The organism is Pseudomonas sp. 8_5_2, assembly GCF_059295255.1.
This window is the reverse complement of the sequence record NZ_CM181238.1, coordinates 132,501-147,172: the sequence shown is the minus strand read 5'-3', so window position 1 is coordinate 147,172 and position 14,672 is coordinate 132,501. Positions and strand designations below refer to the sequence as shown.

Here is a 14,672-nt window from a genome sequence, read left to right as displayed (position 1 = left end):
TGGACTCTCCGTGTGACCCTGTGGGTACTTCCCTGCCAGAGCGGCACTTCTAAGCCACTTCAGGCGGAACTATGTCATTGATCATTTGGCGTTTTTGACGCCAATATTCCGTCTATAACTATTTGGAATTACTTAACTGCCAAACTATTGACCTTATACAGGCCATCCTAAACAATCGGCAATGTAATGTCACATTGATATTCGAACCTTAGCCAACCGTTTCCGGGGGGCAAATTCCGTGCTTGATTTAAAGCGGATAACGTTGGCGGTTCAGGTGCCGTTTCAGCCCCTTCGGCGATCGTGAAACACGCCTCGGGGCACGCCTTCGATGGGGTCTGTCAAAGTCTGAGGCGTCAAAGATTCCGCCACCTGCCCCACAGGCGATACACAAGCACAAACCTTGCCGGGAAGCCAACCACATAGCGGCCTGCAGGCCAGGCAGCGCTATGGTCCGTGGCCGCCAAAATCACCAAAAGACACCTGCCCTCACGCTGTCAAATGACAGGGAAAATGTTGTAAATCAAAGACGTGAGTGTGGGGACAGCCATTACCGTCACTCCATTGCAGAATCCGGGCGGCAATTATTGAACACAGAGTCCCTGGAGATCGGCTTTTTATAGATAAATTTTGACTAAATACTTACAGCGTTACGCCAATAAAGCAGCGCCTGTTTAATGACAATGACTAAGCTGGACAGTGACCCCCTCGCTGCCACTCGCATCAGGAACGCTATGCTGCAAACTGACTTCCAGCAGGTCGCCTACCGGATCAAAAATGAAACATCCATGACCCAGTCACGTCTGGTAGAAATGAACCACGTAGAATTGTTTACTCAACACCGATTCAAGGCGACCATTGGCCTGCCCCGGCGTGAGGACGCCAGCGTCCCCAGCCCCACAGCCTGGTACAGACCATAGAGAGCCAGGGTGAGCCCGCCAGCCTGTACGGCGGCACACCCACCCCACCCACCCACAAGGATGAAGAGAGCGCCGCGTGGAATCCGAAGTCAGTCGAGTCCAACTCAGCCACGATCCACGCAGTCAGCATGACGACCCCCTGCTGGATAGTCTGCTGAGCCTGTGTGTCCTGCACCAGAAACCTGCCAGCCGGGTCATGCTGACCACCGGCTTGCCGCTGCCTGCCCAGCGCCTGAGCCCCGAGCTGCTGCCCCGCGCCGCCGCCCGGGCCGGGCTGCAGGGGCGGTTGCTGCAACGCAAGCTGGAGCAGATCCCGAAAATCGCCATGCCGGCCATGCTGCTGCTCAAAGAAGGCCGCAGCGCCGTCCTGCTGGGCTGGGAAAACGATGACACCGCGCGCCTGCTGCTCAGCGAGAGCGACGGCGGCGAAGTGCACGTCAGCCGCGAAGCGCTGCAAAGCGACTACAGCGGCCGGGTGTTCTTCGCCCAGCCGCAACACAAGTTCGACGTCAACCACGGCAATCTCATCCCGCGGACAAAGTCGTGGTTCCGCGACACCTTGCTGCGCAGCAAATGGCTGTATATCGATGCCATCGCCGCCAGCCTGGTAATCAACCTGATCGCCCTGGCCGCGCCGCTGTTCGTGATGAACGTGTATGACCGCGTGGTACCCAACCAGGCCACCTCGACGCTTTGGGTGCTGGCCATCGGTATTGCCGGCGCCTACATCTTCGACCTGATCCTCAAGGGCCTGCGCGGGCTTTGCCTGGACCTGGCCGGCAAGAAGACCGACCTGATCATTTCGGCGACACTGTTCGAACGCATCGTCGGCATGTCGATGAAGTACCGGCCGGCAAGGGTCGGCAGTTTTGCCCAGAATATTCACGAGTTCCAGGGCCTGCGCGACTTCCTTGCCTCGCTGACCCTGACCAGCCTGATCGACCTGCCCTTCACCATCCTGATCCTGGTCGTCATCGCCATCATTGGCGGGCACCTGGTATGGATCCCGATCATCGCCTTCCCGCTGGCTCTGGGAATCGGCTACGCCTTGCAACGGCCGCTGATGGCGACCATGGAGCGGACCATGGCCCTGGCCTCGGAGCGCCAGTCCAGCCTGATCGAAACCCTGGCCGGCCTGGATGCGGTAAAGGTCAACAACGCCGAAAGCGAACGCCAGTACATGTGGGAGCAGACCCTCGGCACCCTCAGCCGGCTGGAACTGCGCGTGAAGGTGCTGTCGAGCCTGGCGATGAACATCACCTTGCTGATCCAGCAACTGGCAGGTGTGGCGATGATCTGCGTCGGCGTGTACCTGATCATCGACGGCAACCTGAGCATGGGCGGCCTGGTGGCCTGCTACATGCTCAGCGGCCGCGCGCTCGGCCCGCTCGGGTCGCTCAACGGCCTGCTTGCCCGCTACCAGCAGGCCAAGGTGACCATGGTCTCCACCGACCACATGATGGAGCTGCCCCAAGAGCGCAACTTCGAAGAGCGCCCACTCAGCCGCAGAGTGCTGCAGGGCAGCGTCGAGTTTCGCGGGGTCGACTTCACCTACCCCAACCAGCAGAACCTGGCCCTGAAAAACATCAACCTGACCATACGCCCCGGCGAAAAGGTCGGCATCATTGGCCGAAGTGGCTCGGGCAAGAGCTCCCTGGCCAAGCTCATCGTCGGCCTGTACGAAGCCGATGGTGGCTCGTTGCTGGTGGATGGCGTGGATATCCGCCAGATCGACGTCAGCGAGCTGCGCCACAACATCGGCTACGTGCCGCAGGACATCCAGCTGCTGGCCGGCACCCTGCGCGACAACCTGGTCAGCGGCGCCCGCTACATCGAAGACGAGCTTATCCTGCAGGCTGCCGAACTGGCCGGCGTGCACGAGTTTGCCAGGCTGCACCCGGACGGATACGAGCTGCAAGTGGGCGAGCGTGGGCAAAACCTGTCCGGCGGCCAGCGCCAGAACGTCGCCCTGGGCCGAGCGCTGCTGCTCAACCCGCAGATTCTGCTGCTGGACGAACCGACCAGCGCCATGGACAACACCGGTGAAGAACGCCTCAAGCAGCGCCTGCAGGCGGTGGTGGAAGGCAAGACAGTGCTGCTGGTCACGCACCGTGCCTCGCTGCTGTCGCTGGTGGACCGGCTGATCGTGATCGATCGCGGGCAGATTGTCGCCGATGGCCCGAAAGCCGCGGTCATGGATGCGCTGAAGAAGGGGCAGATCAGTGTTGCATAAGCTGGATATGGGGCAGTTCAAGAGCGGCCTGCGGCGCTATTTCAAAGGCAGCGACTCGTTGGGCGGGCAACCGTTGCCCGAGGTCAACAAAGCCCTGATCGAGGATGCGCCGCGGGTAGTACGGCTGACCATCTGGGGCGTGATCCTGTTCTTCGTGTTCCTGATCGTGTGGGCCAGCGTCGCCCGCATCGACGAAGTCACGCGAGGTGAAGGCAAGGCCATTCCGTCTTCCAAGGTGCAGAAGATCCAGAACCTGGAGGGCGGCATCGTCGCCGAAATATTCGCCAAGGAGGGGCAGATTGTCGAAGTCGGCCAGCCGCTGTTGCGCCTGGATGAAACCCGCTTTGCCTCCAACGTCGGTGAAACCGAGGCCGACCGCCTGGCCATGGCCTTGCGGGTCGAGCGCCTGAGTGCCGAGGTGCAGGACAGCCCGCTGAAAATCGACGAAGAGCTGCGCAAAGCTGCACCAAGCCAGGCCGCGAACGAAGAGTCGCTGTACCTGAGCCGTCGTCAGCAACTGCAAGACGAGATTGGCGGCCTGCAGCAACAGTTGGTGCAGCGCCAGCAGGAACTGCGCGAGTACAGCTCCAAACGCTCGCAGTACGCAAACAGCCTCGAATTGCTGCGCAAGGAAATCGGCATGTCGGAGCCGCTGGTGGCCACAGGTGCGATCTCGCAGGTAGAAGTACTGCGCCTGCGTCGTGCCGAAGTGGAAAACCGCGGCCAGCTGGACTCCACCGCGCTGGCTATCCCGCGTGCCGAGGCGGCCATTCGTGAGGTGCAAAGCAAGATCGAAGAAACCCGTGGCAAATTCCGCAGCGAGGCGCTGACCCAGCTGAACGAGGCGCGCACCGAGCTGAACAAGGCCACCGCCACCAGCAAGGCGCTGGACGACCGGGTGCACCGTACCTTGGTCACTTCGCCGGTGCGCGGTATCGTCAAGCAGATGCTGGTCAACACCATTGGCGGGGTGATCCAGCCTGGCAGCGATATCATCGAGGTGGTGCCGCTGGACGACACGCTGGTCATCGAGGCGAAGATCCTGCCCAAGGACATCGCCTTCCTGCACCCTGGCCAGGAAGCGACGGTGAAGTTCACGGCGTATGACTACACCATCTACGGTGGGCTCAAGGCCAAGCTGGAGCAGATCGGCGCAGACACCATCACCGATGAGGACAAGAAGACCACGTATTACCTGATCAAACTGCGCACCGATCGCAGCCACCTGGGGACTGACGAGAAGCCGCTGCTGATCATCCCGGGGATGGTGGCGACGGTGGACATCATGACCGGCAAGAAGACCATCATGAGCTACTTGCTCAAGCCGATCATGAAGGCGCGTTCGGAAGCGCTGCGCGAGCGGTAATCAGCTTGGCCACTGCTTTCTGGTGGCTCCTCTGGCCCTATCGCCGGCAAGCCAGCGCCCACAGGCACTCCACCGACTTCAAAGGCTGTGCAGTATCTGTGGGAGCTGGCTTGCCGGCGATAGGGCCGGAACTGCCAGTACGACAACTCAGCGCCAGGGCGCGGGCTCGCCTACCAACTGCCCCTGTATCCCGCCCACACCCATCTCCTTCAACACTCGCCGCTCGCCTTCCGTCTCGACCCGTTCGGCAATCAGCGGCAAGTCGATGCTGTGAGCCGCGCGCTGGATGGCCTCGATGAACAGCCGTTTGTGCTGCTCGTGATCGATGTTGCGGATGTAGCTACCGTCAATCTTCAGGTACGCCAGCCCCAGGTGCGCCAGGTTGCCGATCATGCTGAAGCGCCCGCCAAAGCGTTGCAGCGCCAAGCCGAAGCCAAGGGCGTGCAGGCGCCGGGTCAGTTGCTCCAGAGCAGCCTGTTCAGGCAACTGCTCTTCGCCAATTTCGAAAACCAGGCGGGGCCCCAGTGCCGCGTTCTGACCCAGCAGTTCGAAGACTCGCTGCAGGGCCTTGGGGTCGGCAAGGGTGGCAGCCGACAAGTTCAGCGCCAGCACTTGGTCATGCCCGCGCAGGTGGGCCAGCACCTTTTCCAGCACCAGCACGTCCAGCCGCGGCATCCAGCCGAAACGCTCCAGCCAGGGCAGGAAGCGACCGGCCGGCAAGGCCACGCCCTGGCCATCCTGCAAGCGCGAAATCACCTTATGGTGCAGTACCCGTTGCGCATTGTCGCAATCCACCACGGGCTGGAAGAACAACTCGAAGTGCCCGTTGTTGAAGGCCTGGTCCAGCCGCTCGTGCCAGGCATGCTGGCTGTCTGCAGCAACTGCGGCGACACCTTGCTCAAGGCACACCCAGCCTGGCGTCGGCTGGTTCTCGGCGCGGGCCAGGGCCTCGTCAGCCAGCTTGAGCAACGCCTGCGGCGCATCGCCGGGGCTGAAGGGCGCGAGGCCGATGCAGGCTACCGGGTCGATATCACTGGCGCCGGTCTCATGCAGGCTCTGCAGCGTGGCCTCCAGTGCCTGGGCAAGGTTTACCGCCTCTTCATGCACCATGCCCGGCGCCAGCACAGCGAACTCGCCACCGCGGCTGCGGGAAATCAGGTCGTTGGTTTCCGGAAAGCTGGCACAGGTGCGGCGCAACTGCTCACCTACCGCCTGCAGCAACTGGTCGGTGCGCTGGCCGCCAAGACGTGCGTTCAAACCCGCCAGACCCTGCACCCGCAGCAGCAGAAGATAGCCCGCGCGCGCCTCTTCCAGGTTGCTGACCCGGGTGTTCAGCTGCATCTCGAAGTAACGCCGGTTCGACAGGCCAGTGAGGCTGTCCTGATAGGACTCGGCACGCAACCGTTCACTGCGCTCGGCCTGCTCGGTAAACAGGGCCTTGAGTTTCTCCACCATCTGGTTCATCGCCTGCACCACACGGCGCAGCTCCGGCGTGCGCGGCAGTTCTGGCAGACTGAGGAATTCGCGGCGGGCAATGGCGTGGGATTGCTCGACCATGTAGTCCAGCGGCCGCAACTGGCGGCGTAACAGCAAGGCGCCGAGCACGGCACTGGCAGCGCCACACACCAGCAACCAGCCCAGGCTGCCCAGCGCGCTTTGCCAGAGTTTGGCAATGGCAAACATCGGGTGGCTGATCACTTCGACGCGCGCGGCCTGCTGCCAGCCGCGACTGACAATGGCATCGCCACCGGCTGCTTCCAGGCCGATCAACTGCACGAACCAGCGTGGCACGCCACCCGGGTCAGGCTCGGCGTGGCGTTCTACCAGCACGGCATTGGAGCCCAGGTCGACGACCTTGATGCTCGAATAGTAACCACTGTCGAAGATCGAACTGACCATCAGCTCGACCATCGCCGGGTCATCGATGTTCGGCGTCAGCGACAGCGCCAGCGCAGTTGCCGCATCCTGGGCATGCGAGCGCAGCTGGTTGACATACTGGCTGCGCGAGCTTTCCAGGCTGACCATGAAACTGCCACTGAAGGCGACCACCAGGAACAGGCAAATGGCCAACAGCAATTGTTTGAACAGTGACATCTGTGCTCCTTCAGTAAACCGGCTCGGCCGGGAACCCTTCGGCCTGCATTTTTTTCAACAAATCCTGCCAGCGTGACAACCGCTTGGTATCGCCGACTTTCTTGTTGCCCGTGGCACCCGTCAGCCACAACCCTTCGCCATTGAAGGCATACACCGGCAGCAGGTCGGTACGCTGGCTTGCCGGCTTGATGGCGTCCATCAGGCTGTCGAGTACCAAGGGTTGGGCCTGTGGGCTTGAATAATAGGTCAGCACCATATGCGCCCGGTTCTGCCGCAGCGCCTTTACATAGGTGATACGCAGTTTGTCGCTGGGGATGCCCATGCGCCGCAGGCTGAAATACTTGGCAATGGCGTAGTCCTCGCAGTCCCCGGCACCTTTGATCAGTGCCTGCACCGGCGTCGCCCAGTAATCGACCTCATGCCACAGGTCGATATCCTCTACATAGCGCAGTTGCTGGTTGAAGAAGCGGTTGACCACTTGCAAGCGCTCAAGCTCGGTCCCCTGCTTTTGCGTGGCCATCAGGTTCTGCCAGGCATCGATGCGGCCTTGCCCGGCACCCAGCGGCCCATAGAGGGCCTGCGACTGGCGGCTGATCTGGGAGAAATCCCAGTCCGCATGCAAACCGCCGAGCAGCAGGCAGCCCAGCAGCCCGGCCAGGCCGACGCGTCGCACAACGGTTTTGAGCATCCAGGATATCGCCACTGCGAAGCCCTGTTCCGGCCAGTCGAAAGCAGCGATGGTGGGGCTTGCCAGGGCAAAAGACAATGGCACCCTGCAATCATGCCCCCGCCGGTCAGCAACCCTCCACTTTCTGGATATATCCTTCTATAGGCTGCTTCCTTTGGCCGCCGACTTCATCCACCATAGCCGCGCTTTTGGGGCGCGCGTGCCAGCGCAGAGCAGGTTTGACACCCCTACAAGCTGTTACTAGTGTCATTGGATCCAACTTTTGTCATCGTTGAGGCAGGCGTCACGTGGCCGAGAAAATCAAACTGAGCAATGTGCTGGCCAGCGAGCAGCTGCTGCCGCATCAGGCGCGTGGCGTGATCGAAGAACGCCTGCGTAGCGCCATTCTCGATGGCCGCTTACCTCCAGGTACTGCGGTGCGGCAACAAGAGCTCGCCACTTTGTTCGGGGTCAGCCGCATGCCTGTGCGCGAAGCGCTGCGCCAACTCGAAGCGCAATCGTTGCTGAAGGTGGAGATGCACAAGGGCGCAGTGGTCGCGCCGCTGATCGGCGAGGATGCGGTGGACACCTATGCCCTGCGGGTATTGCTCGAGAGCGAAGCGCTGCGCCAGTCCATTCCGTTGCTCGATGCCAGCGACATCACCAGCGCCCGCGGGTATATCCAGCAACTGGAAAACGAAACCCGGCATGCCGAAATCGGTCGTTTGAACCGCCTTTTCCATATGGCGCTGTACAGCAAGGCGCCGAACAAGAAGCTGCTGCGCCTGATCGAGAACGAGCTGAACGAGGAGGAGCGCTTCCTGCGCTTTCATCTCTCATCCATGGGGCTGGGCAAGCTCACCCAGGACGATCACAACGCCTTGGTGGATGCGGCCAGCGACAAGCTGATAGATGAGGCGATAGCGGTGCTGGAGCAGCACCTGAATAGCGGTGCAAGGGTGATCCGCAAGTATCTGGATACCCAACTGGGGCGCTGACGCTTCAGCGGCGGAGCTCGCGGCGCACCAGATGGGTTGCAAATTCATCTGGCCATGCCAACAATGAGACTAATTATCATTCATGTCCATTGACCTCAGCGCCCTCCTCCCATGTCCAGCAATGACTCCGTGCAAACGCTTTACAGTGATCACCATGGGTGGCTGCATGCCTGGCTACGCAGCAAGCTGGGCAATGCCGCCGATGCCGCCGACCTTGCCCAGGACACCTTCGTGCGCCTGCTGCAGCGGCGAGAAACCCTCCAGCTGAACACGCCCAGAGCCTTCCTGCGTACGGTCGCACGTGGGTTGGTGATCGATCATTGGCGCCGCGAGGAGCTGCACAGGGCCTACCTCGAGGCACTGACATACGTGCCGGAAGCACAAGCCCCTTCCGCCGAAACCCGTGAACTGCTGCTGGAACTGCTGGAACGCATCGCACGCATGCTCGACGGCCTCAAGCCGAAAGTACGCCGCGCGTTCCTGCTGGCCCAGTGCGAAGGGCTGAAGCACCAGGCCATTGCCGACCAGATGGGCATCTCGGTGCGTACCGTGGAGCGCTACATCGCTGATGCGCTCTACCATTGCTACGTGCTGCGCTACGAAGACGAGTGCTGAGACGATGACTGCCGCACAGCCTGGCGCAACAGCGGTCAAGCAGGCCATCCAGTGGACGCTGAGGCTGCGCGAAAGCGGCCATGACCTGGCCCTGCAACAACAGTGCGCACAATGGCGCAGTGCCCGCCACGAGCATGAACTGGCCTGGCAACGGGTCACTTACCTGCAACAGGACCTCGACCTGCGCGCCATCCCCGGCGCCGGTGTCGCCTTGCGCACCCTGGAAACCAGCCAGCGGCGCCTGCAGCGGCGGCAGGCACTGAAGCTGCTGGGCGGTGTTGCCATGATAGGAACGACGGCATGGCTGGGCAAAGACCTGGAGATGGTGAGCGACTGGGCATCCGACTACGCCACAAATACGGGTGAGCGACGCAGTTATGCCCTTCCCGATGGCTCGCTCATGCAACTCAATACCCGCAGTGCTGTGGACCTGGCCTTCAATGACCGGCAGCGTCTGGTTCGCCTGAAGCAGGGGGAATTGATGATCACCTGCAGCCAGGCGTCGAACGCGCAGCGTCCCTTGCTGATACAAACCCGCGACGGCTTGCTGGAAGGTTTCGAAGGGCGCTTTGTTGCTCGCCAGGACAGTGACTGCACCCGCGTCAGCGTCAGCCATGGCAGGCTGGCCATCCACCGGCCAGGCAATGGCCAGCTGCAGTGGATAGAAGCCGGGGAGGACTGGCGCCTGGATGCACAAGGTGCACAACGGCTGGAACATGTCGACATGGACGCGATGGCCTGGAGCGAAGGGCTGATCGTTACCCGGGACATGCGCCTGTTCGACTTTCTCGCGCAGGTCAGCAGGTATCGCCATGGCTATCTGGGCTGTAGCGACGAGATTGCGGATTTGCGCCTGTCGGGGGTGTTCCGCCTCGAAGACCCGGAGCGGCTGCTGCAGCTGCTGCCACAGACGTTACCTGTGCGGCTGCTGCAACGTACCCGCTGGTGGGTGCGGGTAGAACAGCAGGCTTGATCAGGCCCTGATGATTTTTTGGCGGGTTTTGAATGCCGGTCCGGCTAGGACAGAAAGCAATCCCCTCTGCCCCTCAACTTGCCAACGGACCGCTCATGCCAACCGACCCTGTGCACACGCACATTTCACCCCTGAATGATTTTCGACCTGTTTTGCAATCAGCTATTTTGCGCAAAGCTGTCCGGGCTGCCCTGTTCGGTACCGCCTTGGGGCTGATCACAGCCCCGCAGCTCTCGGTCGCCGCTGGTGTCGTCCAGGCCAGCCATAGCTACGCGATCCCGGCCGGCCCGCTGGATGACGTGCTCAACCAGTTTGCACGGCAGGCGGGCATCACCCTGTCGAGCACGCCACAGCTCACCGATGGATTGCAGTCCAACGGCTTGCAGGGGCAATACGCTGCCGAACAGGGGCTGCGCCAGTTGCTCAATGGCAGCGGCCTGCAGGCCATAAGCCAGGGCGAGCGCAACTACGTGCTGCAGGCACAACCTCAAAGCGCTGCACTGTCATTGCCAGACACCGACGTCCGTAGCTTCAGCCTGGGCAATGCCCTGGGCAGCATGGAGGGTTACAACGCCACCCACAGCCAGGTGGCAACCAAGACCAGCATGCCGCTGGTGGAGACCTCACAATCGGTGTCGGTGGTTACCCGTCAGCAGATGGACGATCAGGGCTCGCAGACTGTCGCCCAGGCCATGCGCTACACCCCCGGTGTACTGACCAACCCCTACGGGGCAACTCATCGCTATGACTACGTGGCGATGCGCGGTTTCAATGATGGGTCGGTGGATAACATCTACGTCGACGGGCTCAAGTCGATGGGTGACAACGGCACCTACAGCACCATGCAGGTCGACCCGTACTTCCTCGAACGTATCGACATTCTCAAAGGGCCTTCTTCGGTGCTATATGGCCGTAGCTCGCCTGGAGGGCTTGTGGCATTGACTACCAAGAAGCCACAGTTCACGCCCTACCATCAACTGCAGGCGACGGTGGGCACCCAGGGCCAGCGCGGCATGGGTTTTGACTTCAGCGGCCCTGTAGATGACGACAAGCGCATCGCCTACCGCCTGACAGGCCTGGCGGATGCCTCTGACACACAGTTCGACCACAGTAAGGAAGAACGCTACGCCATTGCGCCGGCAATCAGCATCGACTTCAGCGAAGACACCTCGCTCACCCTGCAAGCCTACCTGCAACACGACCCGAACGGCGGGTACCACGGCGGCAATCCTGCCGACGGCATGCTGCACCAGCGCAACGGCTTGCGGCTGTCGGACCATTTCTTCGAGGGCGAACCGGGTATCGACCACTACGAGCGCACCCAACAGTCCTTCAGCTACCAGTTCGAGCACCGCTTCAACGACGTCTTCACCGCACGACAGAACTTCCGTTATCAGGATTCGGATGTGTCGATGGACCAGGTGTACTCCGCCGGTTGGGCCGATGCCGACAGCAACATCCTCAATCGCGCGTACACCGGGGGCGACGAGCGCCTGCATTCATACATCATCGATAACATGCTGCAGGCGGAGTTCTTCACTGGCGCGGCCAAGCATACCCTGCTGCTGGGTGCTGACTATCAGCGCCGCAAAGCCGACGTGGCCTGGCGTTACGGCACAGTCGATCCACTGGATGCCGGCAACCCGCAGTACGGTAATGGCAACCTTCAGGTGCTGGGCGAGAACCGCTACCAGCGGCGCTTGCAACAAACCGGCGTGTACTTGCAGGACCTGGTCGAGCTGGACCAGTGGCGCTTTTCCCTCGGGCTTCGCCAGGACTGGGTAAAGGTGTCCGAAGAGAACCGGGACAGCGATACCAAGGCCAGCGATCAGCGCTCCAGGTTCACTACCCGCGCCGGGGTGCTCTACCTGTTCGAGAACGGCATTGCGCCGTATATCAGCTATTCGGAGTCGTTCAACCCCAATACCGTATCCGATCAGGACGGCCGCCCGCTGGCACCTACGGAGGGCACCCAGTGGGAAGCCGGTATCAAGTATCAACCCCCTGGCAGCGACAACCTGTTCACTGCTTCGGTGTTCCGCATCGAGCAGGAGAACCTGGCGTCGAAACAGCCAAACGAGGATTTCTATCGCCCTGTCGGGGAAGTTCGTTCGCAAGGGCTTGAACTGGAAGCGCATGTTCAGCTCACTGACAGCCTGAAGCTGCTGGGTGGCTACACCTTTACCGACATCGAGTATTCCAAGTCGATGCCGAGCCTGGTGTCCGGCAGCCTGGACAACAAAGGCAATTCGCCAACCCAGGCACCGAAACAGATGCTCTCGCTGTGGGCAGATTACAACTTCCACCAGGGGGCTCTGGATGGCCTGCGGCTGGGCGGTGGCGTGCGTTATGTGGGGTACAGCTGGGTCGATGCGGAAAACAGCATGAAGGTGCCTTCCTACACCCTGTTCGACGCTTCCATCGGCTATGACCTGGGCAAGATCGGCCTCGCAGGTGTGGATGTACGCTTGAACGCCAACAACCTGACCAATGAAAGCTACATCACCTCGTGTGCCAGCCTGAACTACTGCTACATGGGTGAAGAGCGCAACGTCAGCGCAACGGTCAGCTATCAGTTCTGATCAGCCACCACTGCCCGGAAAAGACAAAGCCCCTGTCTGCATCGCAGACAGGGGCTTTGGGTTTGAATCTTGACGATGACCTACTCTCACATGGGGAGACCCCACACTACCATCGGCGATGCATCGTTTCACTGCTGAGTTCGGGATGGGATCAGGTGGTTCCAATGCTCTATGGTCGTCAAGAAATTCTGTGTGCTGGCCCGTCCCTCGGACGTACCTGCGAATCTCTGTAGTTCCTACTTAAAGACAAAACCCCTACCTGCATGCGCAGATAGGGGTTTTGCGAAATGAATCTTGACGATGACCTACTCTCACATGGGGAGACCCCACACTACCATCGGCGATGCATCGTTTCACTACTGAGTTCGGGATGGGATCAGGTGGTTCCAATGCTCTATGGTCGTCAAGAAATTCTGTAGCCAGAATGTCCAGATGGACAGCCCAGCGAATTCGGATATGTGATGTTTGTGATGCTTTGTGAACAGTGCGAACTTTCGGTTCGTGTCATCTTCACCACCGCAATCTGCATGAGCAAATTGCTTGGGTGTTATATGGTCAAGCCTCACGGGCAATTAGTATTGGTTAGCTCAACGCCTCACAGCGCTTACACACCCAACCTATCAACGTCGTAGTCTTCGACGGCCCTTCAGGGGATTCTAGATCCCAGTGAGATCTCATCTTGAGGCAAGTTTCCCGCTTAGATGCTTTCAGCGGTTATCTCTTCCGAACATAGCTACCCGGCAATGCCACTGGCGTGACAACCGGAACACCAGAGGTTCGTCCACTCCGGTCCTCTCGTACTAGGAGCAGCCCCTCTCAAATCTCAAACGTCCACGGCAGATAGGGACCGAACTGTCTCACGACGTTCTAAACCCAGCTCGCGTACCACTTTAAATGGCGAACAGCCATACCCTTGGGACCGGCTTCAGCCCCAGGATGTGATGAGCCGACATCGAGGTGCCAAACACCGCCGTCGATATGAACTCTTGGGCGGTATCAGCCTGTTATCCCCGGAGTACCTTTTATCCGTTGAGCGATGGCCCTTCCATACAGAACCACCGGATCACTAAGACCTACTTTCGTACCTGCTCGACGTGTGTGTCTCGCAGTCAAGCGCGCTTTTGCCTTTATACTCTACGACCGATTTCCGACCGGTCTGAGCGCACCTTCGTACTCCTCCGTTACTCTTTGGGAGGAGACCGCCCCAGTCAAACTACCCACCATACACTGTCCTCGATCCGGATAACGGACCTGAGTTAGAACCTCAAAGTTGCCAGGGTGGTATTTCAAGGATGGCTCCATGAGAACTGGCGTCCCCACTTCAAAGCCTCCCACCTATCCTACACAAGCAAATTCAAAGTCCAGTGCAAAGCTATAGTAAAGGTTCACGGGGTCTTTCCGTCTAGCCGCGGATACACTGCATCTTCACAGCGATTTCAATTTCACTGAGTCTCGGGTGGAGACAGCGCCGCCATCGTTACGCCATTCGTGCAGGTCGGAACTTACCCGACAAGGAATTTCGCTACCTTAGGACCGTTATAGTTACGGCCGCCGTTTACCGGGGCTTCGATCAAGAGCTTCGCTTGCGCTAACCCCATCAATTAACCTTCCGGCACCGGGCAGGCGTCACACCCTATACGTCCACTTTCGTGTTTGCAGAGTGCTGTGTTTTTAATAAACAGTCGCAGCGGCCTGGTATCTTCGACCGGCATGGGCTTACGGAGCAAGTCCTTGACCCTCGCCGGCGCACCTTCTCCCGAAGTTACGGTGCCATTTTGCCTAGTTCCTTCACCCGAGTTCTCTCAAGCGCCTTGGTATTCTCTACCTAACCACCTGTGTCGGTTTGGGGTACGGTTCCCAGTTATCTGAAGCTTAGGAGCTTTTCTTGGAAGCATGGTATCAACCACTTCGTCGCCTAAAGGCAACTCGTCATCAGCTCTCGGCCTTGAAATCCCGGATTTGCCTAAGATTTCAGCCTACCACCTTAAACCTGGACAACCAACGCCAGGCTGGCCTAACCTTCTCCGTCCCTCCATCGCAATAACTGGAAGTACAGGAATATTAACCTGTTTTCCATCGACTACGCTTTTCAGCCTCGCCTTAGGGACCGACTAACCCTGCGTCGATTAACGTTGCGCAGGAAACCTTGGTCTTTCGGCGTGCGAGTTTTTCACTCGCATTGTCGTTACTCATGTCAGCATTCGCACTTCTGATACCTCCAGCAAGC

The 14,672-nt window shown here is 60.0% G+C and carries 8 protein-coding genes and 3 rRNA genes (1 of these 11 only partly in view); 6 read left to right on the top strand and 5 right to left on the bottom strand.

Features of this window, described 5'->3' with window-relative positions; all coding sequences use genetic code 11:
- Nucleotides 1-993 precede the first annotated feature (993 nt).
- Together AC5O5R_RS00675 and AC5O5R_RS00670 are read left to right on the top strand one after the other, a co-directional pair.
- Complete coding sequence (locus AC5O5R_RS00675; RefSeq protein WP_172226847.1) at nt 994-3,150, top strand: type I secretion system permease/ATPase; 2,157 nt, start codon at nt 994-996, stop codon at nt 3,148-3,150.
- Between the two features lie 7 nt (nt 3,151-3,157).
- Nucleotides 3,158-4,516: an HlyD family type I secretion periplasmic adaptor subunit gene (locus tag AC5O5R_RS00670; RefSeq protein WP_172226867.1), complete on the top strand. Its 1,359-nt coding sequence runs from the start codon at nt 3,158-3,160 to the stop codon at nt 4,514-4,516.
- A 147-nt stretch (nt 4,517-4,663) separates the two neighbouring features.
- On the opposite strand, the gene lapD is transcribed toward AC5O5R_RS00670, so the two are convergent.
- Together lapD and lapG are read right to left on the bottom strand one after the other, a co-directional pair.
- Complete coding sequence (lapD, locus tag AC5O5R_RS00665) at nt 4,664-6,610, bottom strand: cyclic di-GMP receptor LapD (RefSeq protein ID WP_172226844.1); 1,947 nt, start codon at nt 6,608-6,610, stop codon at nt 4,664-4,666.
- A 10-nt stretch (nt 6,611-6,620) separates the two neighbouring features.
- Nucleotides 6,621-7,382 (bottom strand): cysteine protease LapG, encoded by a 762-nt coding sequence (lapG, locus tag AC5O5R_RS00660; RefSeq protein WP_172226841.1) that lies wholly within the window; start codon nt 7,380-7,382, stop codon nt 6,621-6,623.
- Between the two features lie 203 nt (nt 7,383-7,585).
- On the opposite strand from lapG, the gene AC5O5R_RS00655 reads away from it, so the two are divergent.
- The 4 genes from AC5O5R_RS00655 (at nt 7,586) to AC5O5R_RS00640 (ending at nt 12,445) form a co-directional block, all read left to right on the top strand.
- Nucleotides 7,586-8,275: a GntR family transcriptional regulator gene (locus AC5O5R_RS00655; RefSeq protein WP_172226837.1), complete on the top strand. Its 690-nt coding sequence runs from the start codon at nt 7,586-7,588 to the stop codon at nt 8,273-8,275.
- 111 nt (nt 8,276-8,386) lie between these two features.
- A complete protein-coding gene (locus tag AC5O5R_RS00650; protein WP_172226834.1) occupies nt 8,387-8,890 on the top strand; it encodes a sigma-70 family RNA polymerase sigma factor in 504 nt (167 codons plus the stop codon).
- 4 nt (nt 8,891-8,894) lie between these two features.
- A complete protein-coding gene (locus AC5O5R_RS00645; protein WP_172288011.1) occupies nt 8,895-9,863 on the top strand; it encodes a FecR domain-containing protein in 969 nt (322 codons plus the stop codon).
- Nucleotides 9,864-10,030: 167 nt separating this feature from the next.
- On the top strand, nt 10,031-12,445 hold the full coding sequence (locus tag AC5O5R_RS00640) for a TonB-dependent siderophore receptor (RefSeq protein ID WP_172288014.1): 2,415 nt from the start codon (nt 10,031-10,033) through the stop codon (nt 12,443-12,445).
- Between the two features lie 67 nt (nt 12,446-12,512).
- Here the strand turns inward: AC5O5R_RS00640 and rrf (AC5O5R_RS00635) are convergent.
- The 3 genes from rrf (AC5O5R_RS00635) to AC5O5R_RS00625 all read right to left on the bottom strand — a co-directional run.
- Nucleotides 12,513-12,628, bottom strand: a 5S ribosomal RNA gene (gene rrf, locus AC5O5R_RS00635).
- Nucleotides 12,629-12,737: 109 nt separating this feature from the next.
- A 5S ribosomal RNA gene (gene rrf / locus AC5O5R_RS00630) occupies nt 12,738-12,853 on the bottom strand.
- 143 nt (nt 12,854-12,996) lie between these two features.
- Nucleotides 12,997-14,672 (bottom strand): 23S ribosomal RNA (locus AC5O5R_RS00625) (it continues 1,216 nt past the right edge of the window).

Excerpts from the sequence above, each read along its gene's own strand:
- AC5O5R_RS00670 (WP_172226867.1), top strand. The coding sequence starts at position 3,158 with ATGGGGCAGTTCAAGAGCGGCCTGCGGCGCTATTTCAAAGGCAGCGAC.
- lapD (WP_172226844.1), bottom strand. The coding sequence starts at position 6,610 with ATGTCACTGTTCAAACAATTGCTGTTGGCCATTTGCCTGTTCCTGGTG.
- AC5O5R_RS00650 (WP_172226834.1), top strand. The coding sequence starts at position 8,387 with ATGTCCAGCAATGACTCCGTGCAAACGCTTTACAGTGATCACCATGGG.
- AC5O5R_RS00645 (WP_172288011.1), top strand. The coding sequence starts at position 8,895 with ATGACTGCCGCACAGCCTGGCGCAACAGCGGTCAAGCAGGCCATCCAG.